Origin of the sequence: Duganella flavida (assembly GCF_009857445.1) — a bacterium.
Lineage (GTDB): Bacteria > Pseudomonadota > Gammaproteobacteria > Burkholderiales > Burkholderiaceae_D > Rugamonas > Rugamonas flavida.
Genome location: NZ_WWCN01000012.1, coordinates 200,395 through 224,520, shown reverse-complemented (window position 1 = coordinate 224,520; position 24,126 = coordinate 200,395). Strand labels below are relative to the sequence as shown.

Genomic DNA, 24,126 nt, shown 5'->3' with positions numbered 1-24,126 from the left:
TTCGGCTGATCCGATTGATTGTCAAGCAAGCTCACGGGGCGCATGTCAGCCTCCTCTCTCCATATTGAAAGCAGCGTAGCTCTTCAATCTAGCCTGTATTGGAGGTAGCTCAGACGTGTGTCGCTCAAGCGTGAAAATAACGGGCAAACGCAAAGCCGGCGCTCAGTAACAGGGCGGTAAAGCCAGCCATCCTCCACGTGAGCTGGTAGACCGCGTTGGAGAGTTCTGCTTTGGTGGCAAACGTCTGGATGGCGTGAGATTGAAATGCCTGCTGGTTGCTGCTGATGACGTCCAGTTTGCCGCTGATGATGGCCAACTCCTCCTTTGTGGCATAGTTGGATTTGATGACCTCGACCGCAGTGGAGAGTTCGTTCATGATCGCGGGCTGTTTTTCAGGAATGGAGGAGTCATCATCCGGCTGGTTTGGTTCCTCGTCAAGCAAGCTCTTGTGAGTCATGATGGTCTCCGTGCTGTTATTGAGTGAGCGTAGCTGGTATCGCAGCCGCGAAAGTGGAGATGCATCAAAAGATTCGGCTGAAACGCAAGAAGCCCAGTCATAGACTGGGCTTTTCATTTAACTCTTAAGCTAATGCGAGGGGGGAGCGGTGGCGACATAGTGGCATCAACCTTACGGAGTGCGCTATCGGCTGCCGCAATTGCGCGGAAGATTTCACTGGCCTTGGCGAGATCTTCTTGGCGCTCAAATAGATTTGGTTTTCCACCCCGCGCAGTGACACGACTGACGGCCAAATCAGCATGAAGGTCAAGCCAGAATGCTGCGTCTGGTTCGATTACATTAGCGCGGATGTGTCCCACAATCGACTCGTAATTTTCGACCAAAATGCCCTGGTAGGCGATAGTCGAGTAGAAGTAGCGATCCAGAATAACAACGTGCCCAGCTTCCAGGGCTGGAATGATTTTTTTATTGAGATGATCCTGACGGCCACGGATGAAAAGTTCCAGTTCTTCATCACGTGGGAGTCGACCAACTAACGCGGAATCTCGGAGCTTTTGCCCCCATTCGCCATCCGTTGGTTCTTTCGACACAACGACGGTTTCACCTGCACCCTCTAGTGCTTCTTTCAGCAGGTTGACTTGCGTGGTTTTCCCCGCACCGTCGATGCCATCAATTGCTATTAATATGCCAGAGTAAGTATTAATTACACGAGTGTAGTATCAAGCCTGCGGCGTCGATCTTCAAAAATATAGCGTGCGCGCTTCTAAATCCAGAAGGCAGGAAGCGCGACCATTAGGCTAAATGCCACCACGGTCTTATCTTCCAAAATTTGGAATATCATCTTCCAAAAAATCAAAAGGGCTACAAGCCGAAACTTGTAACCCCTTGATCTTGCAGCGAATTCTTGGGGTGGCTGATGGGGCTCGAACCCACGACAACAGGAATCACAATCCTGGACTCTACCAACTGAGCTACAGCCACCGCTGTTTTGTTATTCAACTAGTGCTGAACAACGAGCCAGAATTATACAAGCCGATTCCGATTCCTGCAAATTTAATTGCAGCATTTTTTCCGGATTCTGCAGATGGCTTAAACATCAACCTTTTCAACCACCGGTTGTAGACCCAGCAAATCGGCAAACGCTTGCGCCAGTGCGCTCGCATCGCCGGTGGTGTAACCGCGCAGCACGCTGTCGCCGGATGGACGCAGCAAGCTGCCCGCTTCCAGCAGGCGGCCTAGCTGGCGTGCTACTGCATCGCCGGTATCGATCAGCGTGACGTCGCTGCGCGCGTGATCGTGCAGCACACGTTCAATGCCGTCGCGGACGAAAGGGTAGTGGGTGCAGCCGAGCACCAGCGTATCGGCGCCGTGCTTAAGCAGCGGCGCCACATAGCGCTCCAGCATCCCGGCAATGGCCGCCGTGTGCAGATCGCCTTTTTCGATTTCATCAACCAGACCCACTGCAGGCTGCAGCAAGAACTCGGCCTTGGTGGCTGCGCTGATTTGCTCGCGTAGCTGCAGGAACTTGTCGCCCTTGAGTGTGCGTGCTGTTGCCAGCACGCCGACCTTGCCGCTGCGCGTTGCAGCAGCGGCCGGCTTCAGGCCAGGCTCTACACCAACGACAGGCAGGTCGGGATGGCGTGCGCGCACCGCCTTGATAGCGGCCACGGTGGCCGTATTGCAGGCCACCACCAGCGCCTTGATGCCTTGCGCCAGCAGGAACTCCGTTACCGCCAGCGCGCGGTCAACTACATACTGCTCGGTCTTGTCGCCATACGGCGCATGGCCCGAATCGGCAAAGTACATCAGGTCTTCATGCGGGTACTGCGCGCGGATATGACGCAGTACCGATAGCCCGCCCACGCCGGAATCAAAAACACCGATAGGGGAACCGGGAGAGCGGGCGTTGTGCATCAGGCAGTCACAACAGGAACGTTGAGCTGCTCGATGCGGGTCTTCCATTCCGCAGGACCGGTGTTGTGCACCGAAGTACCTTGTGAATCCACCGCCACGGTGACTGGCATGTCGACCACTTCAAACTCGTAGATCGCTTCCATGCCCATGTCAGCAAAGCCCAGCACTTTCGATTGCTTGATGGCTTTCGATACCAGGTAAGCCGAACCACCCACCGCCATCAGGTATGCCGATTTGTGCTTCTTGATCGACTCGATCGCAGCAGGGCCGCGCTCGGCTTTACCGATCATCGCGATCAGGCCGGTTTGTTCCAGCATCATGTCGGTGAACTTGTCCATGCGGGTTGCAGTGGTTGGGCCTGCTGGGCCAACCACTTCATCACGCACAGGATCGACTGGACCGACGTAGTAGATCACGCGGTTCTTGAAGTCCACTGGCAGCTCTTCGCCTTTGGCCAGCATGTCCTGGATGCGCTTGTGGGCGGCGTCGCGGCCGGTCAGCATCTTGCCGTTCAACAGCAGGGTCTGGCCAGGCGTCCACGAAGCGACTTCTTCCTTGGTCAGGGTGTCCAGGTTGACGCGTTTCGATTTCTCGGTGTCCGGCGCCCACGATACATCAGGCCAGGTCGACAGCGGTGGCGGGGTCATGTAGGCAGGACCAGAGCCGTCCAGCACGAAGTGGCCGTGGCGGGTCGCGGCGCAGTTCGGGATCATGGCGACTGGCTTGGATGCAGCGTGCGTTGGGTGCATCAGAATCTTCACGTCCAGCACCGTGGTCAGACCGCCCAGGCCTTGCGCACCGATGCCCAGTGCGTTGATCTTGTCGCACAGTTCGATACGCAGTTCTTCCAGCTTGTTCTGCGGGCCGCGCTGCTTCAGCTCGAACATGTCGATGTCTTCCATCAGCACTTCTTTTGCCATCAGCATCGCCTTCTCGGCGGTGCCGCCGATACCGATGCCCAGCATGCCTGGCGGGCACCAGCCGGCGCCCATGGTTGGCACGGTTTTCAGTACCCAGTCGATCAGCGAATCGGATGGATTCATCATGATCATCTTCGATTTGTTTTCCGAGCCGCCGCCTTTGGCTGCTACTTTCACGTCAACGGTATTGCCTTCCACCAGTTCCATGTGGACCACGGCTGGCGTGTTGTCCTTGGTGTTCTTGCGGTCGAAGTGCGGGTCGGCGACGATCGATGCGCGCAGCTTGTTGTCGTCGTAGTTGTACGCGCGGCGCACGCCTTCGTTGACGGCGTCGGTGACGGTGCCGCTGAAGCCTTCAAAGCGTACACCCATGCCGATCTTCAGGAAGACGTTGACGATGCCGGTATCCTGGCAGATCGGACGCTTGCCCTCGGCGCACATGCGCGAGTTGGTCAGGATCTGCGCGATGGCGTCTTTCGCGGCCGGGCTTTGCTCGTGCTCGTAGGCGCGGGCCAGGTGCTCGATGTAGTCAGCCGGGTGGTAGTAGCTGATGTATTGCAGCGCGGCGGCGACGGATTCGATCAGGTCTTCTTGCTTTATGATGGTCATGATGTTCTCGCGTGGTTAGTGGGAATCGTTGTGGGTTTGGGTGGTGATGCGGTCGGTGTAAGAGATCGCTAGTGCCGACAGCAGGAACACCACATGGATCACGGTTTGCGCCGTGATCACTTGCGACGTGTACGACGCCGCGTTGATAAAAGTCTTCAGCAGATGGATCGACGAAATGCCGATGATCGCCATCGCCAGCTTGGTCTTCAGCACGGACGCGTTCACGTGCGACAGCCACTCAGGCTGGTCTGGATGGGATTCGAGATTCATGCGCGAGACGAAGGTTTCGTAACCGCCGATGATCACCATCACCAGCAGGTTGGAAATCATCACCACATCGATCAGGCCGAGCACGACCAGCATGATGGTGGTTTCATTGAGCTTCTCTGGCAGCGGTGCGCCGGGGACGGCCACTGCTTGCAGGATGTGCTGCAGCGCGGCTTCGTTGCCAAGCGCAGCGCCGATCAGGTCTTTGAGTTCGACCCAGAAATGGAATACATAGACGCACTGCGCCAGGATCAAGCCGAGGTACAGCGGCAGCTGCAGCCAGCGGCTCATGAAAATAAAAGCGGGCAGGGGGCGCAGCTTCGGTTTGGGCTCGGTCATTACGGCACAACTCCTTGAAATGAGGCAGACTAGGAAGACTGCCGACATTTTACACGTGCTGCCGGGCGATCGCATCGGTAGGGCATCATGAAAAATTGGTAAAATTGTCCGGCATGCCATCCTCCGCCGGGGATGTGTGTGGCTGTAAGGGCGCAGTAAGCGATCACGATTAAGGTTGATAGCAAACAATTACACCATTTGGAGACACCATGAGCAGCACTACTACCCAAGGTCCACAAGAATCCCGTATCTTCGCGCCACCGGCGGCGTTCGCATCGCAAGCCGCCGTATCCGGAATGGATGCCTACAACGTACTGTGCGCAGAGGCGGCGGCCGACTACGAAGGTTTCTGGGCGCGGCTGGCGAAAGAACACATCGAATGGCAAACGCCATTCACCCGTACCCTGAACGAAGACCAGGCGCCGTTCTACAAATGGTTCGAAGGCGGCAAGCTGAACGTCTCGTACAACTGCCTGGATCGCAATCTGAAGAACGGCAACGCCGACAAGACCGCCATCATCTTTGAAGCGGACGACGGCAAAGCCACGCGCGTGTCGTATAAAGAGCTGCACGAAAAAGTCTGCAAATTCGCCAACGGCCTGAAGTCTCGCGGCATCAAGAAAGGCGACCGCGTCATCATCTACATGTCGATGTCGGTAGAAGGCGTGGCCGCGATGCAGGCTTGCGCGCGTATCGGCGCGACCCACTCGGTCGTGTTTGGCGGCTTCTCGGCCAAATCGCTGCAAGAGCGCATCATCGACGCCGGAGCGGTGGCCGTGATCACTGCCGACGAACAACTGCGCGGCGGCAAACAGCTGCCGTTGAAAGCCATCGTTGACGAAGCGCTGGCACTGGGCGGCTGCGACACCATTAAGGACGTGATCGTCTACAAACGCACCGGTGGCGCGATTACCTTCAAAGAGGGCCGCGACCTTTGGCTGCATGATCTGGTCGAAGGCCAGTCTTCGGAGTGCGAGCCGGAGTGGGTGGATGCCGAGCATCCGCTGTTCATCCTCTACACCTCCGGTTCGACCGGCACCCCGAAAGGCGTGCAGCATTCGAGCGGCGGCTATCTGCTGTGGGCAGCGCTGACCATGAAGTGGTCGTTCGACATCAAGCCGTCCGACGTCTACTGGTGCACGGCCGACATCGGCTGGGTGACTGGCCACAGCTACATCGCTTACGGCCCAACCGCCGTTGGTGCGACGCAGGTGGTGTTTGAAGGCATCCCGACCTTCCCGAATGCGGGCCGGTTCTGGGAGACCATCGCCAAGCACAAAGTCAACATCTTCTACACTGCGCCGACCGCGATCCGTTCGCTGATCAAGGCATCGGATGTGGATCCGAAAGTGCATCCGAAAAATTACGACCTGTCGTCGCTGCGTTTGCTGGGCACGGTGGGTGAGCCGATCAATCCGGAAGCGTGGATGTGGTACTACACCCAGGTCGGCGGCGAGAAGTGCCCAATCGTGGACACCTTCTGGCAGACCGAAACCGGTGGCCACATGATCACCCCGCTGCCGGGCGCAACGCCGATGGTGCCGGGCTCGTGTACCTTGCCGCTGCCGGGCATCATGGCCGCGATTGTGGATGAGTCTGGGCATGATGTGCCGAACGGGCAGGGCGGGATTTTAGTGGTCAAGCGTCCTTGGCCGTCGATGATCCGCACCATCTGGAATAACCCGGATCGCTTCAAGACTTCTTACTTCCCGGAAGAGTTGGGCGGCCAGATGTACCTGGCGGGCGATGGCGCGATTCGGAACAAGGATACCGGCTACTTCACCATCACCGGCCGTATCGATGATGTGTTGAACGTGTCGGGCCACCGCATGGGCACGATGGAGATCGAGTCGGCGCTGGTGGCGAATCCGCTGGTGGCTGAGGCGGCGGTGGTCGGCAAGCCGGATGATACGACGGGTGAATCGATCTGCGCCTTTGTGGTGCTGAAGCAGGCGCGTCCTACCGGTGAGGATGCCAAGAAGCTTGCGCTGGAGCTGCGTAACTGGGTGGCCAAGGAGATTGGTCCGATCGCCAAGCCGAAAGAGATCCGTTTTGGCGACAACTTGCCGAAGACGCGTTCGGGCAAGATCATGCGTCGACTGTTGCGTGTGCTGGCCAAGGGCGAGGTGATTACGCAGGACGTGTCGACGCTGGAGAATCCGGCGATTCTGGAGCAATTGAAAGAGGCTTCCTGATAAATTTTGTACTCTCGGGAATCTTTGCTATAATTCGGCGCTTCCTGATGTTCGGGAAGACCTGGAGAGGTGGATGAGTGGTTGAAGTCGCACGCCTGGAAAGCGTGTATAGGGTCAAACCTATCGGGGGTTCGAATCCCCCTCTCTCCGCCAGAATTAGTACCAAAAAGGTACACAGCAATATTAAAAAAACCGCAGTTCTCCTCTGAGACTGCGGTTTTTTTTCGTCCGCTAGCGTCCGCCAGCGTCTCGTAACATCCGGTATCCGTTGACCCACTTATTGGCACATGACTGAGCAGTCGCAAAACTAAATGGTCTAAAAACGGTCAAATGTCCTTTCAGCTCACCAGCATGGAGGAGACCATCATGCCCAGACGCGTGCTACCCCTGACGGACGTTCAAATCAGAAATGCCAAACCGCGCGACAAGCCCTATTCGCTGACGGACGGGCATGGCCTGTACATCGAGATCACGCCGACTGGCTCGAAGTTGTGGCGGATGAAGTTTCCACAGCGGGGGAGAGGCTACAACCGACTTTCGTTCGGCGCGTATCCTGTCGTAAGCCTGCTGGAGGCGCGTGAAAAGCGCTTCTTGACCCAGCGGCTGATGGCGCAGGGCATCGACCCAGCCCAGCATCGCGATGACCAGAAGCGGCAAACTCTGGAGAAAGCATCTAATACCTTTGAGCTGGTGGCGCGCGAGTGGCATGGCAACAAAGTGCCCACATGGAGTGCGCGCACTGCCGACAACACCTTGCGCAGACTGGAACTGGATATTTTCCCTGCTATCGGCCGTCGTCCCATTCACGAAATCCGGCACCGCGAATTGATCGATGCCTTGCGAAAGATCGAGAGTCGCGGATCGCACGAGGTAGCGCACCGGCTCAAGGCGGTGTGCGCGCAAATATTCAGCTACGGCATTCAGATCGGGCTGCTCGAACGCAATATCGCTGCGGACATGAAGGACGTGCTGAAGACGGTGCGGCAGAGTCACTTCGCCAGTATCGACACGGATGATTTACCGGGATTTCTCGACAGCATCCGGCGCAACGAATCGCGCATGCTGAAACCCACGTTGATCTGCTTGAGGCTGATGATGCTGGTGTTTGTTCGCACGAGCGAACTGATTGAGACACCTTGGAGTGAAATCGACTTGGAGAAAGGAGAATGGATCATTCCTTGGCAGCGCATGAAGCGTGGCCGGATCACGGTCAATCCGGATATGACCAACCACCACGTTTGCCTGTCATGGCAAGCGCTGCTGCTCTTACGCGAGTTGCATGCGATCACAAGCGGCGGTGTCTACTTGTTCCCCAATTTGCGCGACCACACTCGACCGATCAGCAACAACACCATCCTGAAGTCGATAGAACGCATGGGCTACAAGGGAAAGATGACCGGGCACGGTTTCCGCGCGCTGGCCATGACCACTATCAAGGAGCGGCTCGGCTATCGGCATGAGGTCATTGACCGGCAACTGGCGCATGCACCGCCCGACAAGCTGTCAGCGGCTTACGACAGGGCGCAGTACTTGGCCGAGCGAAAAGCCATGATGCAGGCATGGGCCGACTACATCGATAGCCTGTAGCGCACACACGTCCCGTGTTGGCGTTGCTGGCCGAGGTCATTGTGCTGGTGCGCAGACAGCGTGTGAGTCGCGCGTGCTTTGCAGGAATAGCAGGCGCTAGTTGATGCAGCGCAGAGTGCGCCGCTGGCGTTTGGTTATAGTGGTAGACGATGTGTCGTCGGTTAGTAGCAAGCCATGTTTTCGTTTCACTCAAACTGGCTTGCCCTGCGGGGCGGATCTCGCTGCGCTCGCCTGACTGCATTCGCTCCGTTTACCAAAATTGGTCAGGGCCTCGTGATGAATACCGACCCCACTCTTTGCAAATCCTTAGCGCCTGCCGCAAAGGCGACCGCGCAACCATCCGCGCCGCCGTCATCGGCGTGCACGGCTCTACCATTGAATACGCCACTCTGTTTGATCGTTTAGCCGCTATGCAAATGAAACCGGCCCAATGTCTGCGGGCCGCCGCGTTACTAAGGCGTTTGTTATCGTCTCCTGCCGCTGCGAGCAGCCGCGAGCGGTACGTCGAGCTGAAGCACTTGTTTACGAAGACGCAGCGCTTCGATCAAGCCTTGCTTGGTACCGGGCGATTGATCGCTGGAGGTTAGCAAAGGCAGGGCATTCATGGGGCGCTCGATTATCGCTAAATCAAAGCGTGCGCGCGTGCTAAACTTCTAAATTAAGCTAGAATTTGTGCTAAATTAACAATTAAACAGAGGTTGAGCAATGCCAGCAACGCAGATGTGCTATGGCCGTGATTTTTTGACTGCGGTGGTTATTAAGGTGGATTTTCCTACTACCCCGTTGACTCTTACGGAAGAGAAAAATCCGTTCTTGGACAAGGTGAGTGAAAGGTTCCCTCATCTTTCTGCTGCGCCGTTGCGCGAAATGATGTTCAACTTTGCTGATGGTGTTAGCGATGTCGTGCATCGCGATTTTGGTTTTGCCTGGACTGCTCTAAAGAGTCCTGGCGGAACTGTAAGTTTGGCGTTAGGGCATGATGCGTTAACGCTGACCTATGGGCCGAGTGATTACGTTGGCTTTGATGCATTTTTCGAAGAGTTTTCCTTTATTCTTGACGCGCTAGTCGACAATTTTGGTATGAGGCATTTCACGCGTGTTGGACTGCGATATGTTAACGAGATTCGGTTGCCAGGCCGCGCTTTGGATTGGGCAGGAATCATTGACGAACGCCTTGTTTCGGCCACGCTGGCGCCGGCGCTTAATGGTGGGCGTTTACTGAGGTCGATGCATCAAGTCTGTGAGCAGCATGATGAAGATCAAGTGCTATTGAATTATGGGCTAGTAAACCCAGATTACCCTGCGCCGCTCGTGCAGCGTCATTTTATTTTGGATATCGACAGTTTCCGGCAAAGTGTAATCACGGTCGACGAGACGAAAAATTGCATTAAACGACTTAACAATTTATGTACCGATACCTTTGAAAATAGTATTGGTAGTGATTTACGTTCATTGATGGAGCCTGAAAATGAGTAGTTACTTCTCGACACCAACTGGTGGTAAAGGCTATACCGCACCGTCAGGTACAGATGCTAAGGCTGCTGTCAAAACTCCTCAAAATTCGTCACAGGCGTCGCTTGCTGACCAAGCTAGGAAGACTATGAAAGCTACCATTAATGCGTACGGATCTGGAAAAACAACTGTGACGGTCCGGCGTTATGGCATCAAGTAAACGGTCAACATACTGCGAAAGTATTGGAGATAGGTATAGGCAGGGGGATGTACTGCGAGACGTAAAGATCATTGAGTGGGCTGAGGTTGTTGACGATGCCTTGGAGGTAACTGAACGAAGGCTTCCTTATGCAGTTGTGCTGTCGCAAGAGTGCGATCTAGAGCATGACTATGCAAACAGGAATAACTTGGAGAAGTGCAAGACTGATACTGATAAATTTTTGCAGACGATTTTGCTTTGCCCTGCCTATCCAGCTGCGCAGTTAAGGGTAGGTGCGCATCTTCAGGAACTTGAACAAAAGATGCAGAAGTTTAACTCCGAACAATGGAAGCGATTGAAGCAAAATAATGACTATCGGTATCACTACCTCGTCGAGGATGAAGATAAACAAGTTCCGGAACTTGTGATCGATTTCAAGCATTATTTTACGATTCCAAGGTCCGTCGCATATCGGCCTGAATTTAGAAGTAATTTGACTGCAAGTCTTGACGATTTATTTAGAGAGCATCTTTCCAGTCGTTTCGCGTATTACCTAAGTAGAATTGGTCTTCCTGAACTTGAAAGTGCTGCCTGATATGAAGAGTTGTGTGATGTTAAATCCTTTCTAGATTAAACGACAATCAACAGCGACCGGGTATGGAGTCGGGGCGGCGGGTAGCATTTGGATTACTGAGGGGAACGATCGCGTGAATACTAGAAAATTGGGCCTATCTCTCGTTTAACGTCTGATCGCGGACAAGCAGACTTTGAATAATAGAGGCGAGACGGTGGGCGGAGATGGGAACAGTTGCGCATACATGTCTCCACTGAGTTGAACAAGGAAGCTTGTTTCGAGTCAACGTTTGGGATCGAGATTACGGATCAGTGTTTGTTGTAATTAACGCCACTTTAAAGACCATGTCTGGCGGCCTGAACAATAGGGAGGCCTTTGTTTATAAGGGCTTCTTTTCAGTTCGAATCCCCCTCTCGAATTGAAAAAAGCCGCCTTCGGGCGGCTTTTTGCATTTCTGGCGGAGAGAAGCAAGGCCCCTGCGGGCCTTGCGTGGGGGATTCGAAGGCATCGCCCCTGCAGGGGCGAGCCGCTCCGAATCGCCATTTTGCTGCCGCTGCGCGGCAGCGCCCCGAAGGCGCCGCGTGTAGCGACTGCAAAAATTCCTACTGGCATTATTCTCTCGCGCTAATTTTCGCGCATGGCGATATAGCCTCCGAGCATTCATAGAGCTGCAACGTTCAGCGCAAAAAACCGCTACCGTATTGAGTTAGATCAAACGTTCTGCTCGTGTGTCCAAATGACAGAGCTGACTCCATCGCCGCCAGAGCTGACTCCATCGCCGCCATTGTTGTGTGGACCAGGGAACGCTTCAAAGGTGGGGGAAGGTACTGATCCTTAAAGTAAAAGAGGCTGAAGCGGCCTCTTTTTGATCGTTCAAATCAGGGTTGCTGTAACTGTCCGATAACGCTGGCCACCTTGGTGGTAATCATATCCACCGCCGGGCCATTTGCCCCATGCGGAATAATGATGTCCGCGTAGCGTTTGGTTGGCTCGATGAATTGCTTGTGCATCGGGCGCACCGTTTCCAGATACTGCCCGACCACGCTTTCCACCGAGCGGCCGCGTTCGACGATATCGCGTTGCATACGGCGGATGAAGCGGATATCGGAAGCGGTATCGACAAAAATCTTCAACGACATCAAGTCGCGTAAGTCCGGGTCATACAAGGCAAACAGGCCCTCAATCACGATCACTGGGGCTGGCTTGACTGGAATGGTCCGGTCGGAGCGATTGTGCAGCGTGAAGTCGTACTCCGGCATTTCGATTGCCTGACCATTGCGCAAGGACTGGATATGCTGCACCAGCAGCGGCCATTCAAAAGCCTGCGGGTGGTCGTAATTCGTCTGGGGGCGGACTTCAGGAGGGAGGTGGGTCTGGTCGCAGTAGTAATCGTCCTGCATCACGACCGAGACCATATCAGTGCCAAACTCGGCTAGTACTTTTTGAGACACAGTGGACTTGCCACTGCCGCTACCGCCGGCGACGCCAATAATAAACGGTTGGAAGGAAATCGTATTCATGCCGAATGATACCGGAACTGCGGCTATATCGACAGGGAGAGGCTGATCTAATGCGGCTTGCAGCGGATGCCGCAGTGGCCCGGCAAAGCGCATCGATGACAATGAAGCGCCGAGACGCCGATTAATTTCCCTGCCTTATCGTGATTATTTACGCATTTTTTCTTTTGGGCAAGATGGTATGCTGGGCGCTATGATTTTGGTCACGAAACGATAAACAATATGAAAAATGAAGGTAAGCGGGAAAAGAACTGGAAAGACTTGTACATGAGGTCAAACAAACTGGCGCGTGCAAAGCAGCTGGGTTTTGACTACCCTCGGGTTTCCGAAAACGAGCTCATAAAAAAGCCGGTTTCACAGAGTGGCGAACGAACCAATGTTCTTTTCGTTTGCAGCAAGAATCAATGGCGAAGCCCGACGGCGGAGGCGGTGTGGCGTGGTCATCCTCAATTGAACGTCAGGTCTGGCGGCACAAGTCCCAACGCGCGGCACCACGTTTCAGAAGCTGACATTCGATGGGCTGATGTCATCTTGGTGATGGAAGAGAAGCATAAATCGCGGTTGAAAGCAGAATACACGCGGGTCCTGGATTTTAAGCCCATCCACGTACTTGATATTCCTGATGACTACCAGTACCTGGATGCCGAACTCATTGAGCAGCTGAAGCAAACCGTGCCATCGATTCTGATGATCGAGTGATTTTCACTCGATCAAAGAAACGCCCGTACCTCCACCTGCGCCCGGCAGGCGACAGCGGCCTTGCGGCCCCACGCCAGGGCCTCCGCCAGGCTGGCCGTCTCCAGCACCCAAAAGCCGCCGACGAACTCTTTCGATTCCAGATATGGCCCGTCGGTGACGCTCGGGGCTCCGCCTGCCGTTAGCCGGACAGACTTGGCGCTTTCGATCGGCGCCAGCCCTCCCACGAAAACCCGCACGCCGGCGGCCCTCATCTCCGCATTGAGCGCGTCGATTTCGCGCCCCATTGCATCATCCTCAGAGACGGCTGGGGCGTAGCCGAGAGGGCGGTGAATCGCTACTAGATACTGTGTCATGGCTTCTCCTTAGTTTGTTGTCATTGTATCGACGAACGAGGACCGCAGAATTCGACAAATGCGATTGCTGATTGTTAAGAAAGTAGTAGAATCGGGCGCTAATTCCACTCAATAGCGAGTCTCCCCTTGAGCGACAGCCTACCGGTACGCGTGTTGCGCGCCGCCTTGCACCGGTATACGGATATGCTGGAAGAGGGCGACCAGGACCTGCAGGGCTGGCGTAACCGCTTGCTGGATGGGCTGTGCGCCGTGGCGTTCTGGCTCGGTGTGCTGGCCGTAGTGCCGAGCATGTGGGGCGGCGCGTGGCAGGGCCACTGGCCGTTGGTGATCACTGACCTCATCGCGCTGGCCGGCACCGGCTGGCTGCACTACCGGCGCGACCTCGCTTATCAAACCCGTGCCCTCGGCATTCTCGCCATCGCCTACCTGATCGCCGTGGTGCTGCTGTTTTCCCTCGGGCCGCTGTCGCAAATCTACCTGCTGGCCGTGCCGGTGCTGTGCACGGTGCTGATCGGCAGCGTGCCGGCCATGCTGGCGCTGCTGTGGTGTAGCGCCACGCTGTTCCTGGCCGGTTACGTCGGCGGCATCGAACCGGGCATGGCCATCGTGGTGGTGAGTTCATTCGCCCACTGGGCCATCCTGAGCGTGAATTTCCTGCTGGTGTCGACCGTGCTGACGCTGTCCTGCACCTATCTGCTGCATGGCCTGGATGGCGCACTGGCGCGCCAGCGCGCTACGCACGCCCGCAGCCACGAGAACGAAATCCGCTACCGCCAGACGCTGGAAGCGCAGATCGTCACGCTGCATGCGCGTGAGGCCGATTTGCGCGCGTCGCAGGCGCGCCAGGCGGAGTTGCTTGCGGCGCAGCGGGCGGCGGAAGTATCGAACCAACTCAAGAGCGATTTCCTGGCGATGATCAGCCACGAGGTGCGCACGCCGCTGGGTGGCGTGATCGGCATGCTGCGCTCGGCCCTGAAAGAAACCCAGCTCGCGGATAGCACCCGCAGCAAGCTGCGTCTCAGCCTGAGCAACGCCGAGGTGCTGCTGCAGATCATCAACGACATCCTCGACTTCTCGCGTCTGGAAGCCGGCAAGATGCCGCTGGAAATCCTGGACTTCGACCTCGGCGGCCTGCTGCACGACGTGGTGGGCCTGTTGGCCGACCGCGCCGAGACCAAGGATATTACGCTGATTGCCGAAGTCGATCCGGCTCTGCCGGTCTGGTGGCGCGGCGATCCGACGCGTTTGCGGCAAGTGGTGGTCAACCTGGTCGGCAACGGCATCAAATTCACCGAGCACGGCGAAGTGCGCGTCAATGTGGCGCAAGATGAAGGGCGGGGCATCATGCTCACCGTGCGCGACAGCGGCATCGGCATCGAGCCCGATGTGCTCGGTCGCCTGTTCCAGAAATTCGAACAGGCAAGCACTGCCACAGCGCGCAAATACGGCGGCGCTGGGCTGGGCCTGGCCATCTGCAAGAACATCGTCGCCGTCATGGGCGGCCGCATCGAGGCCAGCAGCGAGCCTGGCGTGGGCAGCGTGTTCCGCGTGTACCTGCCGCTGGAGCGCGGCTCGCCGATGCCGTTGATGCACGTAGAGACCCGCCGCCCGCACGCTGCCCGCCTTGCGGTGCTGTGCGCGGAAGATGGCAGCACCAACCAAGTCATCTTGCGCGAGCTGCTGGGCGAGATGGGCCACACCGTCACCATCGCCGAGGACGGACAGGCCGCGCTGGAACAACTGGCCGCCTACGACTATGACCTGGTCATCATGGACGGCCGCATGCCGCGCTTGGATGGCATGGCCGCCTTGCAGCGCCTGCGTGCCGGGCTGGACGGTGTACGCGACGCTACCTTGCCGGTCATCGCGTTGACGGCCAACGCCACGACCGAGGACCGCCAGCGCTTCCTCGCAGCCGGCGCCAGTGGCTTCCTGCCCAAGCCTATTGATGAAGTGGATTTGCACGCCGAGATCGCGCGCCAGCTGGATGCCTTGCTGGCGCAGGGCAAACCGCTGGTTGGCGAGCAGCACGCCATCGCTGCAGGCGCACCACCGCTGGCGGAGCTGGATGCCATGTTCGGCGTAGCGCAGTTGCCGGTGTCCGGCGCGCGGCCAGCGGAAGAAGGGGGCAAGCTGTATCAGGCTCTGCGCTCTGCCTTCCTGATCGAAGGGCCGCGCTTGCTGGCGGTGGCGCGACAAGGCGTGGCCGATGGCGACGCCATGATGGTGGCCCTGGCGGCACATAGCCTGATGGGCGGGGCCGCATTCCTCGGCGCCGATACGCTACACGCTTGCTGCGCCCAGATCGAGAAGCTGGCCGATGCCGGTGAACTCGCCGCCGTAACGCCCCATCTTGCGATACTCCGGAGCGAGCTGGCGCAGACTTTGGCGGAGATTAGTTCGCCGGTTCAGATGGCTTAACCGGGGCGTTGGCGATGCCGTATGCCAGCGGCCAGCTATCGGGCAGATACCAGGTACCAAATACACGGTCGAGGAACGGCAGCGTCGATGAAAAATTACGGTCCAGCGGCGCAATGCTGGTGTGATGCCAATGATGGAAGGCCGGCGTGGCGATCAGCGATTCCAGCGGGCCGAGCCGCACTCGCAAGTTGGAGTGGATGAAAAATCCCCACACGGTGCCGATGATGATGACCAGTGCCGGCGTGACGCTGCCACCCGCACTGGCGCCGGCCAGGCCCAGGATGTATAACGGCGTCATGCCGAACAAACGGGTGACGATCATATCGACCGGATGGGCATGGGTATTAATCAGGAAATACAGATGCTCAGGCTGATGATGCACCGCATGGAAATGCCACAGCCACGGCAGCTTGTGGCTCAAGCGGTGGCCCCAATAAAAGCCCACCTCCGCGATCAGCAAGGACAACAGCAGCTTGATCACCAGCGGCAGCGCGCCCACAGCGGCGGGCAGGGCCGCAGGCAGCGCAGCTTGCGCGCCAACGGCGACCACCGCCATCAGCGCGCTGAGGATAGCGGCCGGCAGCAGGCTGTTGAGAAAGTACAGGCCGAGATTAATCGCCAGCGCGCGGCGCGACAGCCGCACTTTGCGCACCGACAGCCAACGCTCCAGCGGCACAAATACCAGCGACAGCAGCACCAGCCAGACCCCCAGCCGTACCACGTTGACCGCAAAAGTGGGCAGGTAGGCGAGGATATCGTTGATGAGTGTCATGGCGCAGATGATAGAGGAAATGAAAAATGCCGGGCAAAAGCCCGGCATTGCACGATGCTGACCGTGATTACGCTGCCTTGGTCTTGGCAGCTTTGCGGCGCGCCATAAAGCCGACCAGGCCAAGGCCCAGACCCAGCATGCCCCAGGTTTGTGGCTCAGGTACGGCGGCAGTCATCGATACGCCGTCCAGCAACGAGAACGGCGGTACACCGGCTGGCGTGCCCACTGCCAGGAAGCTCAGCACTTCGCTGGTGTTGGTTGCGGTGAAGGTGAAGGTCTCTTTCTGCCAGCCGGTAAAGCCGTGGTTGACGTTGCTCTTCACAGCGGTCGACTGGGTTTGGCCGCCCAGCGATACTTGCCACTGCTCGGTGGTGTCGCCCGTGAAGCCGGACTGCTGGGCGCCGGCCCAGTAGAAAGTCAGGTTGTACTGCTGGCCGGCCACCAGGCCATTGACCGTTTGCGACAGCGGTGCGATTTCAAACGCGCCATCGGAGGCGACGAAATTGCCGCCGACCGGGCTGGCGGTGAGGCCGTTGGCCGAACCGTTATTCGGGCCCCACATTTGCAGGTTGCCGTAGCTGCCGTTCACGCCGCTGGTGTCCACGTTCGAGCCATTGAACAGGAAGTTGTAGCCGTTCGTGGTCCAGCCTGTCAGTTGATGGCCGCCCCAGTTGATCTGACCGTAGTCGCCGGATTCGAAATTGCCGTTGGTGATCAGTTCGGTCGACGCGCTGGCAACGCCGCTGCACAGGGCGGCGGCTGCGGTGACGGCCAGCATGAGGGATTTGATACGCATGTAAAAGCTCCAGAGTCGCATTTTGGGCGGGCATCCGGCCGCCATCGGTTAGTCAAGTTTGATGTTAAGGGTGCATCAAAGGGTGCATCAAACTTATCGAATTAATATTGTGCCAAAAATAAATGCCAATAGAAATGTTTTTATTTTGTAATTTGAGTTGTCATTGGTTTAATGATCGTGCTAGCTTTTTCGCCATCATGAAGCTTTTCAATATCATTGCCTGGATTGGTGAATTTCATAATTGCGGTGCGCGTGTGGCGCCAGCACAATGGTGCGCATAAAAATATGTGAGACATCCCTATGAATATCCGCCTCGCCGCCTTGCTGGCTGTCGTGTCTTCGTCCGCGATTGCAGCGCCCAACGAATTGAAGGTGTATGCCGGCCATCCGCTGGAAGCCGGACGCATCAGCATTTCCGATTTTGATACCAGCAAGACGCTGGACGGTGATGCCGTCGCCATCCCCAAGACGCCGGATGGCGTGGTCGCCGTCAGCAAATCGGCCAAGGCGAAAAAGGATGATGCGCTCACGCTGAATTTCAACAAGGCCTGGTACGCCAGCCTGCGCGTGCAGAGCGGCAAGCCGGTCGATCTGCGGCCGTATCTGGCCAAGGGCGTGCTGGCGCTGGATGTCAACGTGGAAGAGCTATCGGCCGGCGGCCTGTCGTTCCGCGTCAGCTGCGGCGACAAGTGCGAGCGTAGCGTGCCGTATGTGATTCCGGCGCGCGCCGCAGCCGGAAAAGGCTGGCAGCACCTGGTGATGTCGGCCAGCTGCTTCTATCGCGAGGGCGACGATTTCAGCAAAGTCACGCAGCCGTTCGAACTAAATGGCACTGGTGCGGGCAAGGTCGCCATCGCCAACGTGCGGTATCTCCCGAGCGGCACGCCCAACTTCAGCTGCCCGGATTACAAAACCGTCGCCGTCACGCCCGACAAACTGAACGAGTCCTGGTCGATCAGCTGGTGGACCGCGCGCCATGAGAGCAAGGTGGCGGAAGCGAACAAGCTCGGCAAGAGCGCGCAAGTGGTTTTCATCGGCGACTCGATTACCGAGGGCTGGGAAAAGAGCGGTGCGCCAGTCTGGTCGCGTTACTACCAGCCGTTGAATGGTCTGGCGCTGGGCTTCGGCGGCGACCGTACCGAGAACGTGCTGTGGCGCTTGCAGCACGGTGAAGTGGACGTCATCGATCCGAAAGTCGCGGTCCTGATGTTCGGCACCAATAACACCGGCCATCGCCAGGATGGTGCGACGATCACGGCCCAAGGCATCAAGCGCAATATCGAAGAGCTGCAGCAGCGCCTGCCGAATACCAAAATCCTGCTGCTGGCCATCTTCCCGCGTGGCGAAAAGCCGGACGACGACCTGCGCCAGCTGAACGACAAGATCAACACCATCATCGCTGGCTATGCCGATAATCAGAAGGTGTTCTTCGCCAATCTGAACCAGGCCTTCCTGCAAGCGGACGGCACGCTGTCGCGCGACATCATGCCGGACTTGCTGCACCCGAACGAGAAGGGCTACGCAATCTGGGCCAAGGCCATGGCGCCGGAACTGGCCAGGCTGCTGCCGGCATCCACGCAGTACGCGTGGGATAACGTCTCGATCGGCGGCAGCGGCTTCGTCTCCGGCCTCATTACCAGCAAGACCGAGAAAGACCTGATCTACGCCCGTACCGATGTCGGCGGCGCCTATCGCTGGGACGTAAAAAAAAACGCTGGATTCCGCTGATGGACTGGGTGTCCGATAAGGACACCGGCCTGCTCGGGATCGAATCGCTGGCCATCGATCCATCCTCGCCCAACAAATTGTACCTGTCCGCTGGCATTGCCTATCTCAACGGCGGCGCCAGCGCGATCCTCAAGTCCGACGATTACGGCCAGACCTTCAAGCGCATCGACGTCACCAGCCAGTTCAAAATCCACGGCAACGGCATGGGGCGCGGCAACGGCGAGAAGCTGCAGGTCGATCCCCACAACGGCAAGATCCTGTACGTGGGCACGCGCGCCAACGGCCTGTTCAAGAGCACCGATGAAGGCCTGACGTGGCACAGGCTAGCCGGCCTTGATGTCACCACCACCAACAACAAAAATGGCATCAGCTTCGTGCTGCTGGACGGCGGAAAAATCTTCGTCGGCGTTTCGCGTTATGGCGACAATATGTACGTCTCGGCCGACGGCGGCAAGAGCTTCAGCCTGATGCAAGGCGGCCCAAGCAAGCTGATGCCCGGCCGTGCGGTGGCCGTCAATGGCAAGCTGGTGGTCACGTTCGCACAGGGCGCCGGACCGCATGCCGACAAGGCCAAGGGCGAAGGCCTGGAAGAGGGCGGCGTGTGGCAGTACGACATCGCCAGCGGCCGCTGGGCCGATATCTCGCCGTCGCTGAACCGCGCCTACTCCGGCATCACGGCCGATCCGGCCAACCCGCAGCGCATGATCGTCTCTACCATTTCGCATTACCAAATGCGCGGCGGCATCGGCGACCAGTTCTACGAAACGCTGGACGGCGGCAAGCGCTGGAACAGCATCGTCGCCAACGGCGTACAGATCGACAGCAACGGCGTCAGCTGGATCGCAGGCAGCTTCATCCACTGGACCGCCAGCATCGAGTTCGATCCGTTCGATACGCGGCGCTTGATGGTCGTCTCCGGCAACGGCGTGTTCATGTCGACCGACATCCATGCGGACAAGCCGGTGTGGAAGTTCGAGGATATGGGGCTGGAAGAATCGGTGCCGCTGAATCTGGTCAGTATTCCCGGCGGTCCGGTGATTTCCGCCATCGGTGATTACGATGGCTTCCGTCACACCGATGTTACGCAATACTCGCCTATCCACACGCCGACCATGGGCACCACGTGGGGCCTCGACTACGCAGCGCGGGATCCGAAGGTGGTGGCGCGCGCCGGCAGCGCCATTTACATCTCGCACGACATGGGCATCAGCTGGAAGAAGACTGCCAGCATGAACGGTGTGAAGGGCCAGCTGGCGCTGGGCGCCGATGGCAAAGTGCTGCTGCACTGCCCGGAAAAATCCACCACTTGCTACCGCACTGTCGACGAAGGCGCAACGTGGAGCGAGGTGCAAGGCTTGCACACACAGCGCGGCCGCGCCGTGGCCGATCCGCTTAATCCGCGCAAGTTCTACGCACTGGCCGATGACCGCCTGCTGGTCAGCACCGACGGCGGCGCCAGCTTCGCGCCAACCGCAGCCGCGCTGCCATCAGCGCAAGGGTCGAAAGCCTTACGGGCCGTGCCGGGCCGCGATGGCGATGTCTGGATCGCGCTGTATGACGGCGGCCTTGCCCGCACCACTGATTCCGGCGCCAGCTTCACGCAGCTGAAAGGCGTCAGCTACGCGGCGGCAGTCGGCTTTGGCAAGGCCGCGCCAGGTGCGAGCTATCCGGCGGTCTACATCTGGGGCGAGGTCGGCGGCGTACGCGGCGTGTTCCGGTCCACCGACAGCGGCGCCTCCTGGCTACGCATCAACGACGATCAACATCAGTACGGCGGCCCCGGCGACGCGCAGTTTGTGGTGGGCGATATGAACACTTTTGGGTTGGTTTACATGAGCACGGCCGGTCGCGGCATCGTGTTCGGCAAGCCAAAAACGTAATTTCTTTAAAGAATTTAGTTAATTTCGTTATGGATAAAGCGAAATTTTTCATATCTGCACCATCCGGGTGGGATGTAACCTTTAAAAGGGCACATACGTCTCGGATCGGGGTAGTCGAAATGCAGATGAAGTCACACCGGATTGCGCTGCTGTTTAATGCAAATAAGATATTTGATCGCGAGGTCATCGCAGGCGTGGCCGCGTACCTGAGTTCCACGCGCGCGGCGTGGGATCTATTTTTGGAAGAAGACTTCCGCCTGCGCCTGCCCGGCATCGAGCGCTGGCAGGGCGACGGCATCATCGCCGACTTTGACGATCCCGCCGTGGCCGAGGCCCTGACTCGCACCCGCATCCCGGTGGTGGCGGTGGGGGGCTCGTACGAAAATCAGAGGGCCTATCCTGAGGACGTACCTTATGTCGCCACCGACAACTTCAAGCTGATTAAAATGGCGCGCGATCATTTGATCGAGGCCGGCCTGCGCCACTTCGCCATGTTCTCGCTGCCGGAAGCGCAGGAAAACCGCTGGGCGCAGGAGCGCGAGCACGCTTTCTGCTCGCTCATGAAGCAGGACAAAATGGAGCCGCATATCTATCGCGGCCTGGGCACCAGCGCGCCGTCGTGGGACGAGGCGGTGGAGCAGCAGATCCAGTGGCTGCATAGCCTTCCCAAGCCAGTCGGCATCATCGCCGTCACCGATGCGCGTGCGCGCCAGCTGATGCAGGCTTGTATCATGGCCGGCATTGCAGTGCCGGAGCAGGTGGCGCTAATCGGCATCGACAACGATCCGCTGGCGCGCATGCTGACCCGCATTCCATTGAGCTCCGTGATTCAAGGCGCGCAGGAGATGGGCCGCACCGCCGCCCACCTGCTGGATCAGATGCTGCACGGCGTGCGCATGAGCGGCACGCGCGTGCTGGTGCCGCCGGTCGGCATCAACGTGCTGGCCTCGACCCAGCATGAAGCGCCCAAGCATCCGAACGTGATGCGTGCGCGCCACTTCATTCGCCAGTACGCCTGCCAGGGCATCAAGACGCACCAGGTGGCGGAGTATGTGGGTATCTCGCGTTCGTCGCTGGAGTCCTACTTCCGGCAGGAGCTCAATTGCAGCGTGCATGATGTGATCCTGCGCTTCAAGCTCGATGCGGCGACGTCGATGCTGGCGCGCGGGGAGCGCAGCATCGCCGAGGTGGCGCTGTGCTGCGGCTTCACCTCGGTGCAGTACATGCATGCAGTGTTCAAGCGCGAACTCGGATGCACGCCGCGCACCTACCAGGACCGCGCCATGATGGGCATTGTCGATGATGGATCGGCATTGCCGCCGCCCGAACTGGCAGCGTAAATCATGACCGCAATTGGTGATTTTCATAATTGCGGCTAATGTTTAAGCGGGTCAAAATTCTTCAGCTACTTTGGAGATGAGACCTTGAATAATAATGTGAATACGCCGCGCGAGCAGGCGATCTATCCCAGCCTCGCGGGCAAGCGCGTGGTCATTACCGGCGGCGGTAGCGGCATCGGCGCCGGCATCGTCGAAGCCTTTGCGCAGCAAGGCGCAAAGGTTACTTTCCTCGATATCGCAGAAAAGGATTCGCGCGCGCTGCAGGAGCGCTTGTCGTCGCTGCCGGTTCCGCCTTCGTACCTGCACTGCGATCTCACCGATCTCGATAAAGTCGCGCGCGTGTTCAAGGAGATCGGCACGGTCGACATCCTGATTAACAACGCGGCCAACGACGACCGCCACACCATCAAGGAAGTCACACCGGCGTACTGGGAAAACCGCATGGCGGTGAACCTGCGGCACATCTATTTCTGCTCGCAGGCCGTGGTGGCGGGCATGCAGGCCAAGGGCGGCGGCGTGATCCTGAATTTCAGCTCCATCTCCTGGCACCTTGCGCTGCCTGATCTTACGCTATACATGGCCGCCAAAGCCGCCATCGAAGGTATGACGCGCGGTATGGCGCGTGATCTTGGCGGCGATAACATCCGCGTCAACGCCATCATTCCGGGTGGTGTGCGCACGCCACGCCAGGAAGCGCTGTGGCATACGCCGGAAGAGGAAGCGCGCATCCTGGCGGGCCAATGCCTGCCGCAGCGCGTGGAGATCGGCGATGTGGCGGCGCTGGCGCTGTTCCTCGCTTCCGATAGTGCGGCACGCTGCTCCGGCCGCGAGTACTATGTGGATGCGGGATGGTACGGCGCCTGATGTACCATACGGAACGCAGAACTAAAACTGGAGACTGAAACAATGAAGAAAATCCTGAGCACGGCGGCTATCGCCGTCATGATGGCGTGCGCCGGCGGTAACGCGATGGCGGACGCGAAGAATCCCAAGATCGGCTTTTCCATCGACGACCTGCGTCTGGAACGCTGGGCGCGCGACCGCGACTACTTCGTCGCCGCCGCCGAGCAGCAGGGCGCCAAGGTGTTCGTGCAATCGGCGGACGCCAGCGAGCAGCGCCAGATCGCGCAGATTGAGAACCTGATCTCGCGCGGTGTCGACGTGCTGGTCATCGTTCCCTACAACGCCACCGTGCTGACCAACGCCGTGCGCGAAGCGAAGAAAGCCAAGATCAAGGTAGTCTCGTATGACCGTTTGATCATGAACGCCGACATCGACGCCTACATCTCGTTCGATAACAATATGGTCGGCCAGCTGCAGGCGCAAGGCGTACTGGCGGCCAAACCGAAGGGCAACTTCTACTTGCTGGGCGGCGCACCGACCGACAGCAACGCCAAGATGCTGCGTGAAGGCCAGCTGAAAGTGCTGCAACCTTTGATCGACAAGGGCGACGTCAAAGTAGTGGGCAAGCAGTGGGTCAAGGACTGGAGTCCGTCCGAAGCGATGTCCATCGTTGAAAATGCGCTGACCGCTAACGGCAACAAGATCGACGCCGTGGTTGCATCGAACGACGCTACCGCTGGCGGCGCAATCCAGGCGCTTGCTGCGCAAAAGCTGGATGGCAAAGTGGCTGTGTCGGGACAGGACTCCGACCTCGCCGCAGTGAAGCGCGTGATCGCCGGCACACAGACGCTGACCGTCTACAAACCACTGAAGCTGATCGCATCGGAAGCGGCTAAGCTGTCGGTGCAGCTGGTGCGTAACGAGAAGCCGGGCTACAACGCCAAGTACAACAACGGCTTCAAGGAAGTGGATTCGGTGTTCCTGAAACCGATCGCGCTGACCAAGTCGAATGTGGACCTGGTGGTGAAGGACGGCTTCTACACGCAAGCACAACTCGGCATCAAGTAAAGTTTCGTAATTTCCGTTGACAGGGCCCGCAGCAGCGGGCCCTTTGCATTTGTAGGCTGCGCGCGACGATTGCTTATTATCATTCGCGCGCTTGGTGAATTTCGCAATTGCGAGCTCGTTTAGTAAAAAGCACAATGATTCAAAATCGCGCGCACTGGCACCCGGCCAGCTGGCAGCAGCGATAAAAATAAACAGC

General features: G+C 58.0%; 20 protein-coding genes and 2 tRNA genes. 12 read left to right on the top strand and 10 right to left on the bottom strand.

All coding sequences use genetic code 11. The features are described from left to right. Positions 1-124 precede the first annotated feature (124 nt). From GTP46_RS19550 to GTP46_RS19525, 6 genes are all read right to left on the bottom strand, one after another. A complete protein-coding gene (locus GTP46_RS19550; RefSeq protein ID WP_161008291.1) occupies positions 125-457 on the bottom strand; it encodes a hypothetical protein in 333 nt (110 codons plus the stop codon). Positions 458-570: 113 nt separating this feature from the next. Then, positions 571-1,137 (bottom strand): dTMP kinase, encoded by a 567-nt coding sequence (tmk, locus tag GTP46_RS19545; protein WP_371869702.1) that lies wholly within the window; start codon positions 1,135-1,137, stop codon positions 571-573. Between the two features lie 225 nt (positions 1,138-1,362). Continuing rightward, a tRNA-His gene (locus GTP46_RS19540) sits at positions 1,363-1,438 on the bottom strand. Between the two features lie 108 nt (positions 1,439-1,546). Further along, on the bottom strand, positions 1,547-2,371 hold the full coding sequence (gene murI / locus GTP46_RS19535) for a glutamate racemase (RefSeq protein WP_161008290.1): 825 nt from the start codon (positions 2,369-2,371) through the stop codon (positions 1,547-1,549). Then, the gene (locus GTP46_RS19530; protein ID WP_161008289.1) at positions 2,371-3,900 is read right to left on the bottom strand and encodes a fumarate hydratase; all 1,530 of its coding nucleotides are present in this window, start codon (positions 3,898-3,900) and stop codon (positions 2,371-2,373) included. The genes murI and GTP46_RS19530 overlap by 1 nt, the downstream gene beginning before the upstream one ends. A gap of 15 nt (positions 3,901-3,915) precedes the next feature. Continuing rightward, complete coding sequence (locus GTP46_RS19525; RefSeq protein WP_161008288.1) at positions 3,916-4,506, bottom strand: TIGR00645 family protein; 591 nt, start codon at positions 4,504-4,506, stop codon at positions 3,916-3,918. A gap of 209 nt (positions 4,507-4,715) precedes the next feature. Between GTP46_RS19525 and acs the strand changes: the two genes are divergently transcribed. The 5 genes from acs (at position 4,716) to GTP46_RS19500 (ending at position 10,534) form a co-directional block, all read left to right on the top strand. After that, positions 4,716-6,701 (top strand): acetate--CoA ligase, encoded by a 1,986-nt coding sequence (gene acs, locus GTP46_RS19520; RefSeq protein WP_161008287.1) that lies wholly within the window; start codon positions 4,716-4,718, stop codon positions 6,699-6,701. A 63-nt stretch (positions 6,702-6,764) separates the two neighbouring features. Continuing rightward, a tRNA-Ser gene (locus tag GTP46_RS19515) sits at positions 6,765-6,854 on the top strand. 213 nt (positions 6,855-7,067) lie between these two features. Further along, positions 7,068-8,288, top strand: a complete 1,221-nt coding sequence (locus GTP46_RS19510; RefSeq protein WP_161008286.1) for a tyrosine-type recombinase/integrase — start codon at positions 7,068-7,070, stop codon at positions 8,286-8,288. A gap of 705 nt (positions 8,289-8,993) precedes the next feature. Continuing rightward, a complete protein-coding gene (locus GTP46_RS19505; RefSeq protein ID WP_161008285.1) occupies positions 8,994-9,764 on the top strand; it encodes a TIGR04255 family protein in 771 nt (256 codons plus the stop codon). A 182-nt stretch (positions 9,765-9,946) separates the two neighbouring features. Next, on the top strand, positions 9,947-10,534 hold the full coding sequence (locus tag GTP46_RS19500) for a hypothetical protein (RefSeq protein ID WP_161008284.1): 588 nt from the start codon (positions 9,947-9,949) through the stop codon (positions 10,532-10,534). Between the two features lie 857 nt (positions 10,535-11,391). Here the strand turns inward: GTP46_RS19500 and udk are convergent. Next, positions 11,392-12,033 (bottom strand): uridine kinase, encoded by a 642-nt coding sequence (gene udk / locus GTP46_RS19495; RefSeq protein WP_161008283.1) that lies wholly within the window; start codon positions 12,031-12,033, stop codon positions 11,392-11,394. Positions 12,034-12,252: 219 nt separating this feature from the next. Here udk and GTP46_RS29910 point away from each other — a divergent pair, with 219 nt between their 5' ends. Beyond that, positions 12,253-12,729, top strand: coding sequence for a low molecular weight protein tyrosine phosphatase family protein (locus GTP46_RS29910; RefSeq protein WP_229259025.1), 477 nt, complete (start codon positions 12,253-12,255; stop codon positions 12,727-12,729). 11 nt (positions 12,730-12,740) lie between these two features. Here the strand turns inward: GTP46_RS29910 and GTP46_RS19485 are convergent, their stop codons facing one another. Further along, entirely contained in the window at positions 12,741-13,013 is a 273-nt protein-coding gene (locus GTP46_RS19485) for a YciI family protein (protein WP_202414347.1), read from the bottom strand. 195 nt (positions 13,014-13,208) lie between these two features. Between GTP46_RS19485 and GTP46_RS19480 the strand changes: the two genes are divergently transcribed. Next, positions 13,209-15,503: an ATP-binding protein gene (locus GTP46_RS19480; protein WP_161008281.1), complete on the top strand. Its 2,295-nt coding sequence runs from the start codon at positions 13,209-13,211 to the stop codon at positions 15,501-15,503. Here the strand turns inward: GTP46_RS19480 and GTP46_RS19475 are convergent. After that, complete coding sequence (locus tag GTP46_RS19475) at positions 15,478-16,275, bottom strand: sterol desaturase family protein (protein WP_202414346.1); 798 nt, start codon at positions 16,273-16,275, stop codon at positions 15,478-15,480. The genes GTP46_RS19480 and GTP46_RS19475 overlap by 26 nt on opposite strands. Before the next feature lie 67 nt (positions 16,276-16,342). Then, positions 16,343-17,071 (bottom strand): PEP-CTERM sorting domain-containing protein, encoded by a 729-nt coding sequence (locus tag GTP46_RS19470; RefSeq protein ID WP_161008280.1) that lies wholly within the window; start codon positions 17,069-17,071, stop codon positions 16,343-16,345. A gap of 300 nt (positions 17,072-17,371) precedes the next feature. On the opposite strand from GTP46_RS19470, the gene GTP46_RS29905 reads away from it, so the two are divergent. From GTP46_RS29905 to xylF, 5 genes are all read left to right on the top strand, one after another. Beyond that, entirely contained in the window at positions 17,372-18,799 is a 1,428-nt protein-coding gene (locus tag GTP46_RS29905) for a GDSL-type esterase/lipase family protein (RefSeq protein WP_229259024.1), read from the top strand. Beyond that, the gene (locus GTP46_RS29900) at positions 18,799-20,679 is read left to right on the top strand and encodes a WD40/YVTN/BNR-like repeat-containing protein (protein WP_229259023.1); all 1,881 of its coding nucleotides are present in this window, start codon (positions 18,799-18,801) and stop codon (positions 20,677-20,679) included. Before GTP46_RS29905 ends, GTP46_RS29900 begins: the two co-directional genes overlap by 1 nt. A 125-nt stretch (positions 20,680-20,804) precedes the next feature. Beyond that, positions 20,805-22,019 carry a XylR family transcriptional regulator gene (locus GTP46_RS19460; RefSeq protein WP_161008279.1) on the top strand — a complete coding sequence of 405 codons (1,215 nt, stop codon included), beginning with the start codon at positions 20,805-20,807 and terminating at the stop codon, positions 22,017-22,019. 84 nt (positions 22,020-22,103) lie between these two features. Next, positions 22,104-22,883: a D-xylose 1-dehydrogenase gene (gene xylB, locus GTP46_RS19455; RefSeq protein ID WP_161008278.1), complete on the top strand. Its 780-nt coding sequence runs from the start codon at positions 22,104-22,106 to the stop codon at positions 22,881-22,883. A gap of 78 nt (positions 22,884-22,961) precedes the next feature. Beyond that, positions 22,962-23,930 carry a D-xylose ABC transporter substrate-binding protein gene (gene xylF / locus GTP46_RS19450; protein ID WP_371869701.1) on the top strand — a complete coding sequence of 323 codons (969 nt, stop codon included), beginning with the start codon at positions 22,962-22,964 and terminating at the stop codon, positions 23,928-23,930. Positions 23,931-24,126 lie beyond the last annotated feature (196 nt).

What these genes read in the sequence shown, in the direction of transcription:
- GTP46_RS19550 (WP_161008291.1), bottom strand. Translation starts at nt 457, where the DNA reads ATGACTCACAAGAGCTTGCTTGACGAGGAACCAAACCAGCCGGATGAT.
- murI (WP_161008290.1), bottom strand. Translation starts at nt 2,371, where the DNA reads ATGCACAACGCCCGCTCTCCCGGTTCCCCTATCGGTGTTTTTGATTCC.
- GTP46_RS19530 (WP_161008289.1), bottom strand. Translation starts at nt 3,900, where the DNA reads ATGACCATCATAAAGCAAGAAGACCTGATCGAATCCGTCGCCGCCGCG.
- GTP46_RS19525 (WP_161008288.1), bottom strand. Translation starts at nt 4,506, where the DNA reads ATGACCGAGCCCAAACCGAAGCTGCGCCCCCTGCCCGCTTTTATTTTC.
- acs (WP_161008287.1), top strand. Translation starts at nt 4,716, where the DNA reads ATGAGCAGCACTACTACCCAAGGTCCACAAGAATCCCGTATCTTCGCG.
- GTP46_RS19510 (WP_161008286.1), top strand. Translation starts at nt 7,068, where the DNA reads ATGCCCAGACGCGTGCTACCCCTGACGGACGTTCAAATCAGAAATGCC.
- GTP46_RS19505 (WP_161008285.1), top strand. Translation starts at nt 8,994, where the DNA reads ATGCCAGCAACGCAGATGTGCTATGGCCGTGATTTTTTGACTGCGGTG.
- GTP46_RS19500 (WP_161008284.1), top strand. Translation starts at nt 9,947, where the DNA reads ATGGCATCAAGTAAACGGTCAACATACTGCGAAAGTATTGGAGATAGG.
- udk (WP_161008283.1), bottom strand. Translation starts at nt 12,033, where the DNA reads ATGAATACGATTTCCTTCCAACCGTTTATTATTGGCGTCGCCGGCGGT.
- GTP46_RS29910 (WP_229259025.1), top strand. Translation starts at nt 12,253, where the DNA reads ATGAAAAATGAAGGTAAGCGGGAAAAGAACTGGAAAGACTTGTACATG.
- GTP46_RS19485 (WP_202414347.1), bottom strand. Translation starts at nt 13,013, where the DNA reads ATGGGGCGCGAAATCGACGCGCTCAATGCGGAGATGAGGGCCGCCGGC.
- GTP46_RS19475 (WP_202414346.1), bottom strand. Translation starts at nt 16,275, where the DNA reads ATGACACTCATCAACGATATCCTCGCCTACCTGCCCACTTTTGCGGTC.
- GTP46_RS19470 (WP_161008280.1), bottom strand. Translation starts at nt 17,071, where the DNA reads ATGCGTATCAAATCCCTCATGCTGGCCGTCACCGCAGCCGCCGCCCTG.
- GTP46_RS29905 (WP_229259024.1), top strand. Translation starts at nt 17,372, where the DNA reads ATGAATATCCGCCTCGCCGCCTTGCTGGCTGTCGTGTCTTCGTCCGCG.
- GTP46_RS29900 (WP_229259023.1), top strand. Translation starts at nt 18,799, where the DNA reads ATGGACTGGGTGTCCGATAAGGACACCGGCCTGCTCGGGATCGAATCG.
- GTP46_RS19460 (WP_161008279.1), top strand. Translation starts at nt 20,805, where the DNA reads ATGAAGTCACACCGGATTGCGCTGCTGTTTAATGCAAATAAGATATTT.
- xylF (WP_371869701.1), top strand. Translation starts at nt 22,962, where the DNA reads ATGATGGCGTGCGCCGGCGGTAACGCGATGGCGGACGCGAAGAATCCC.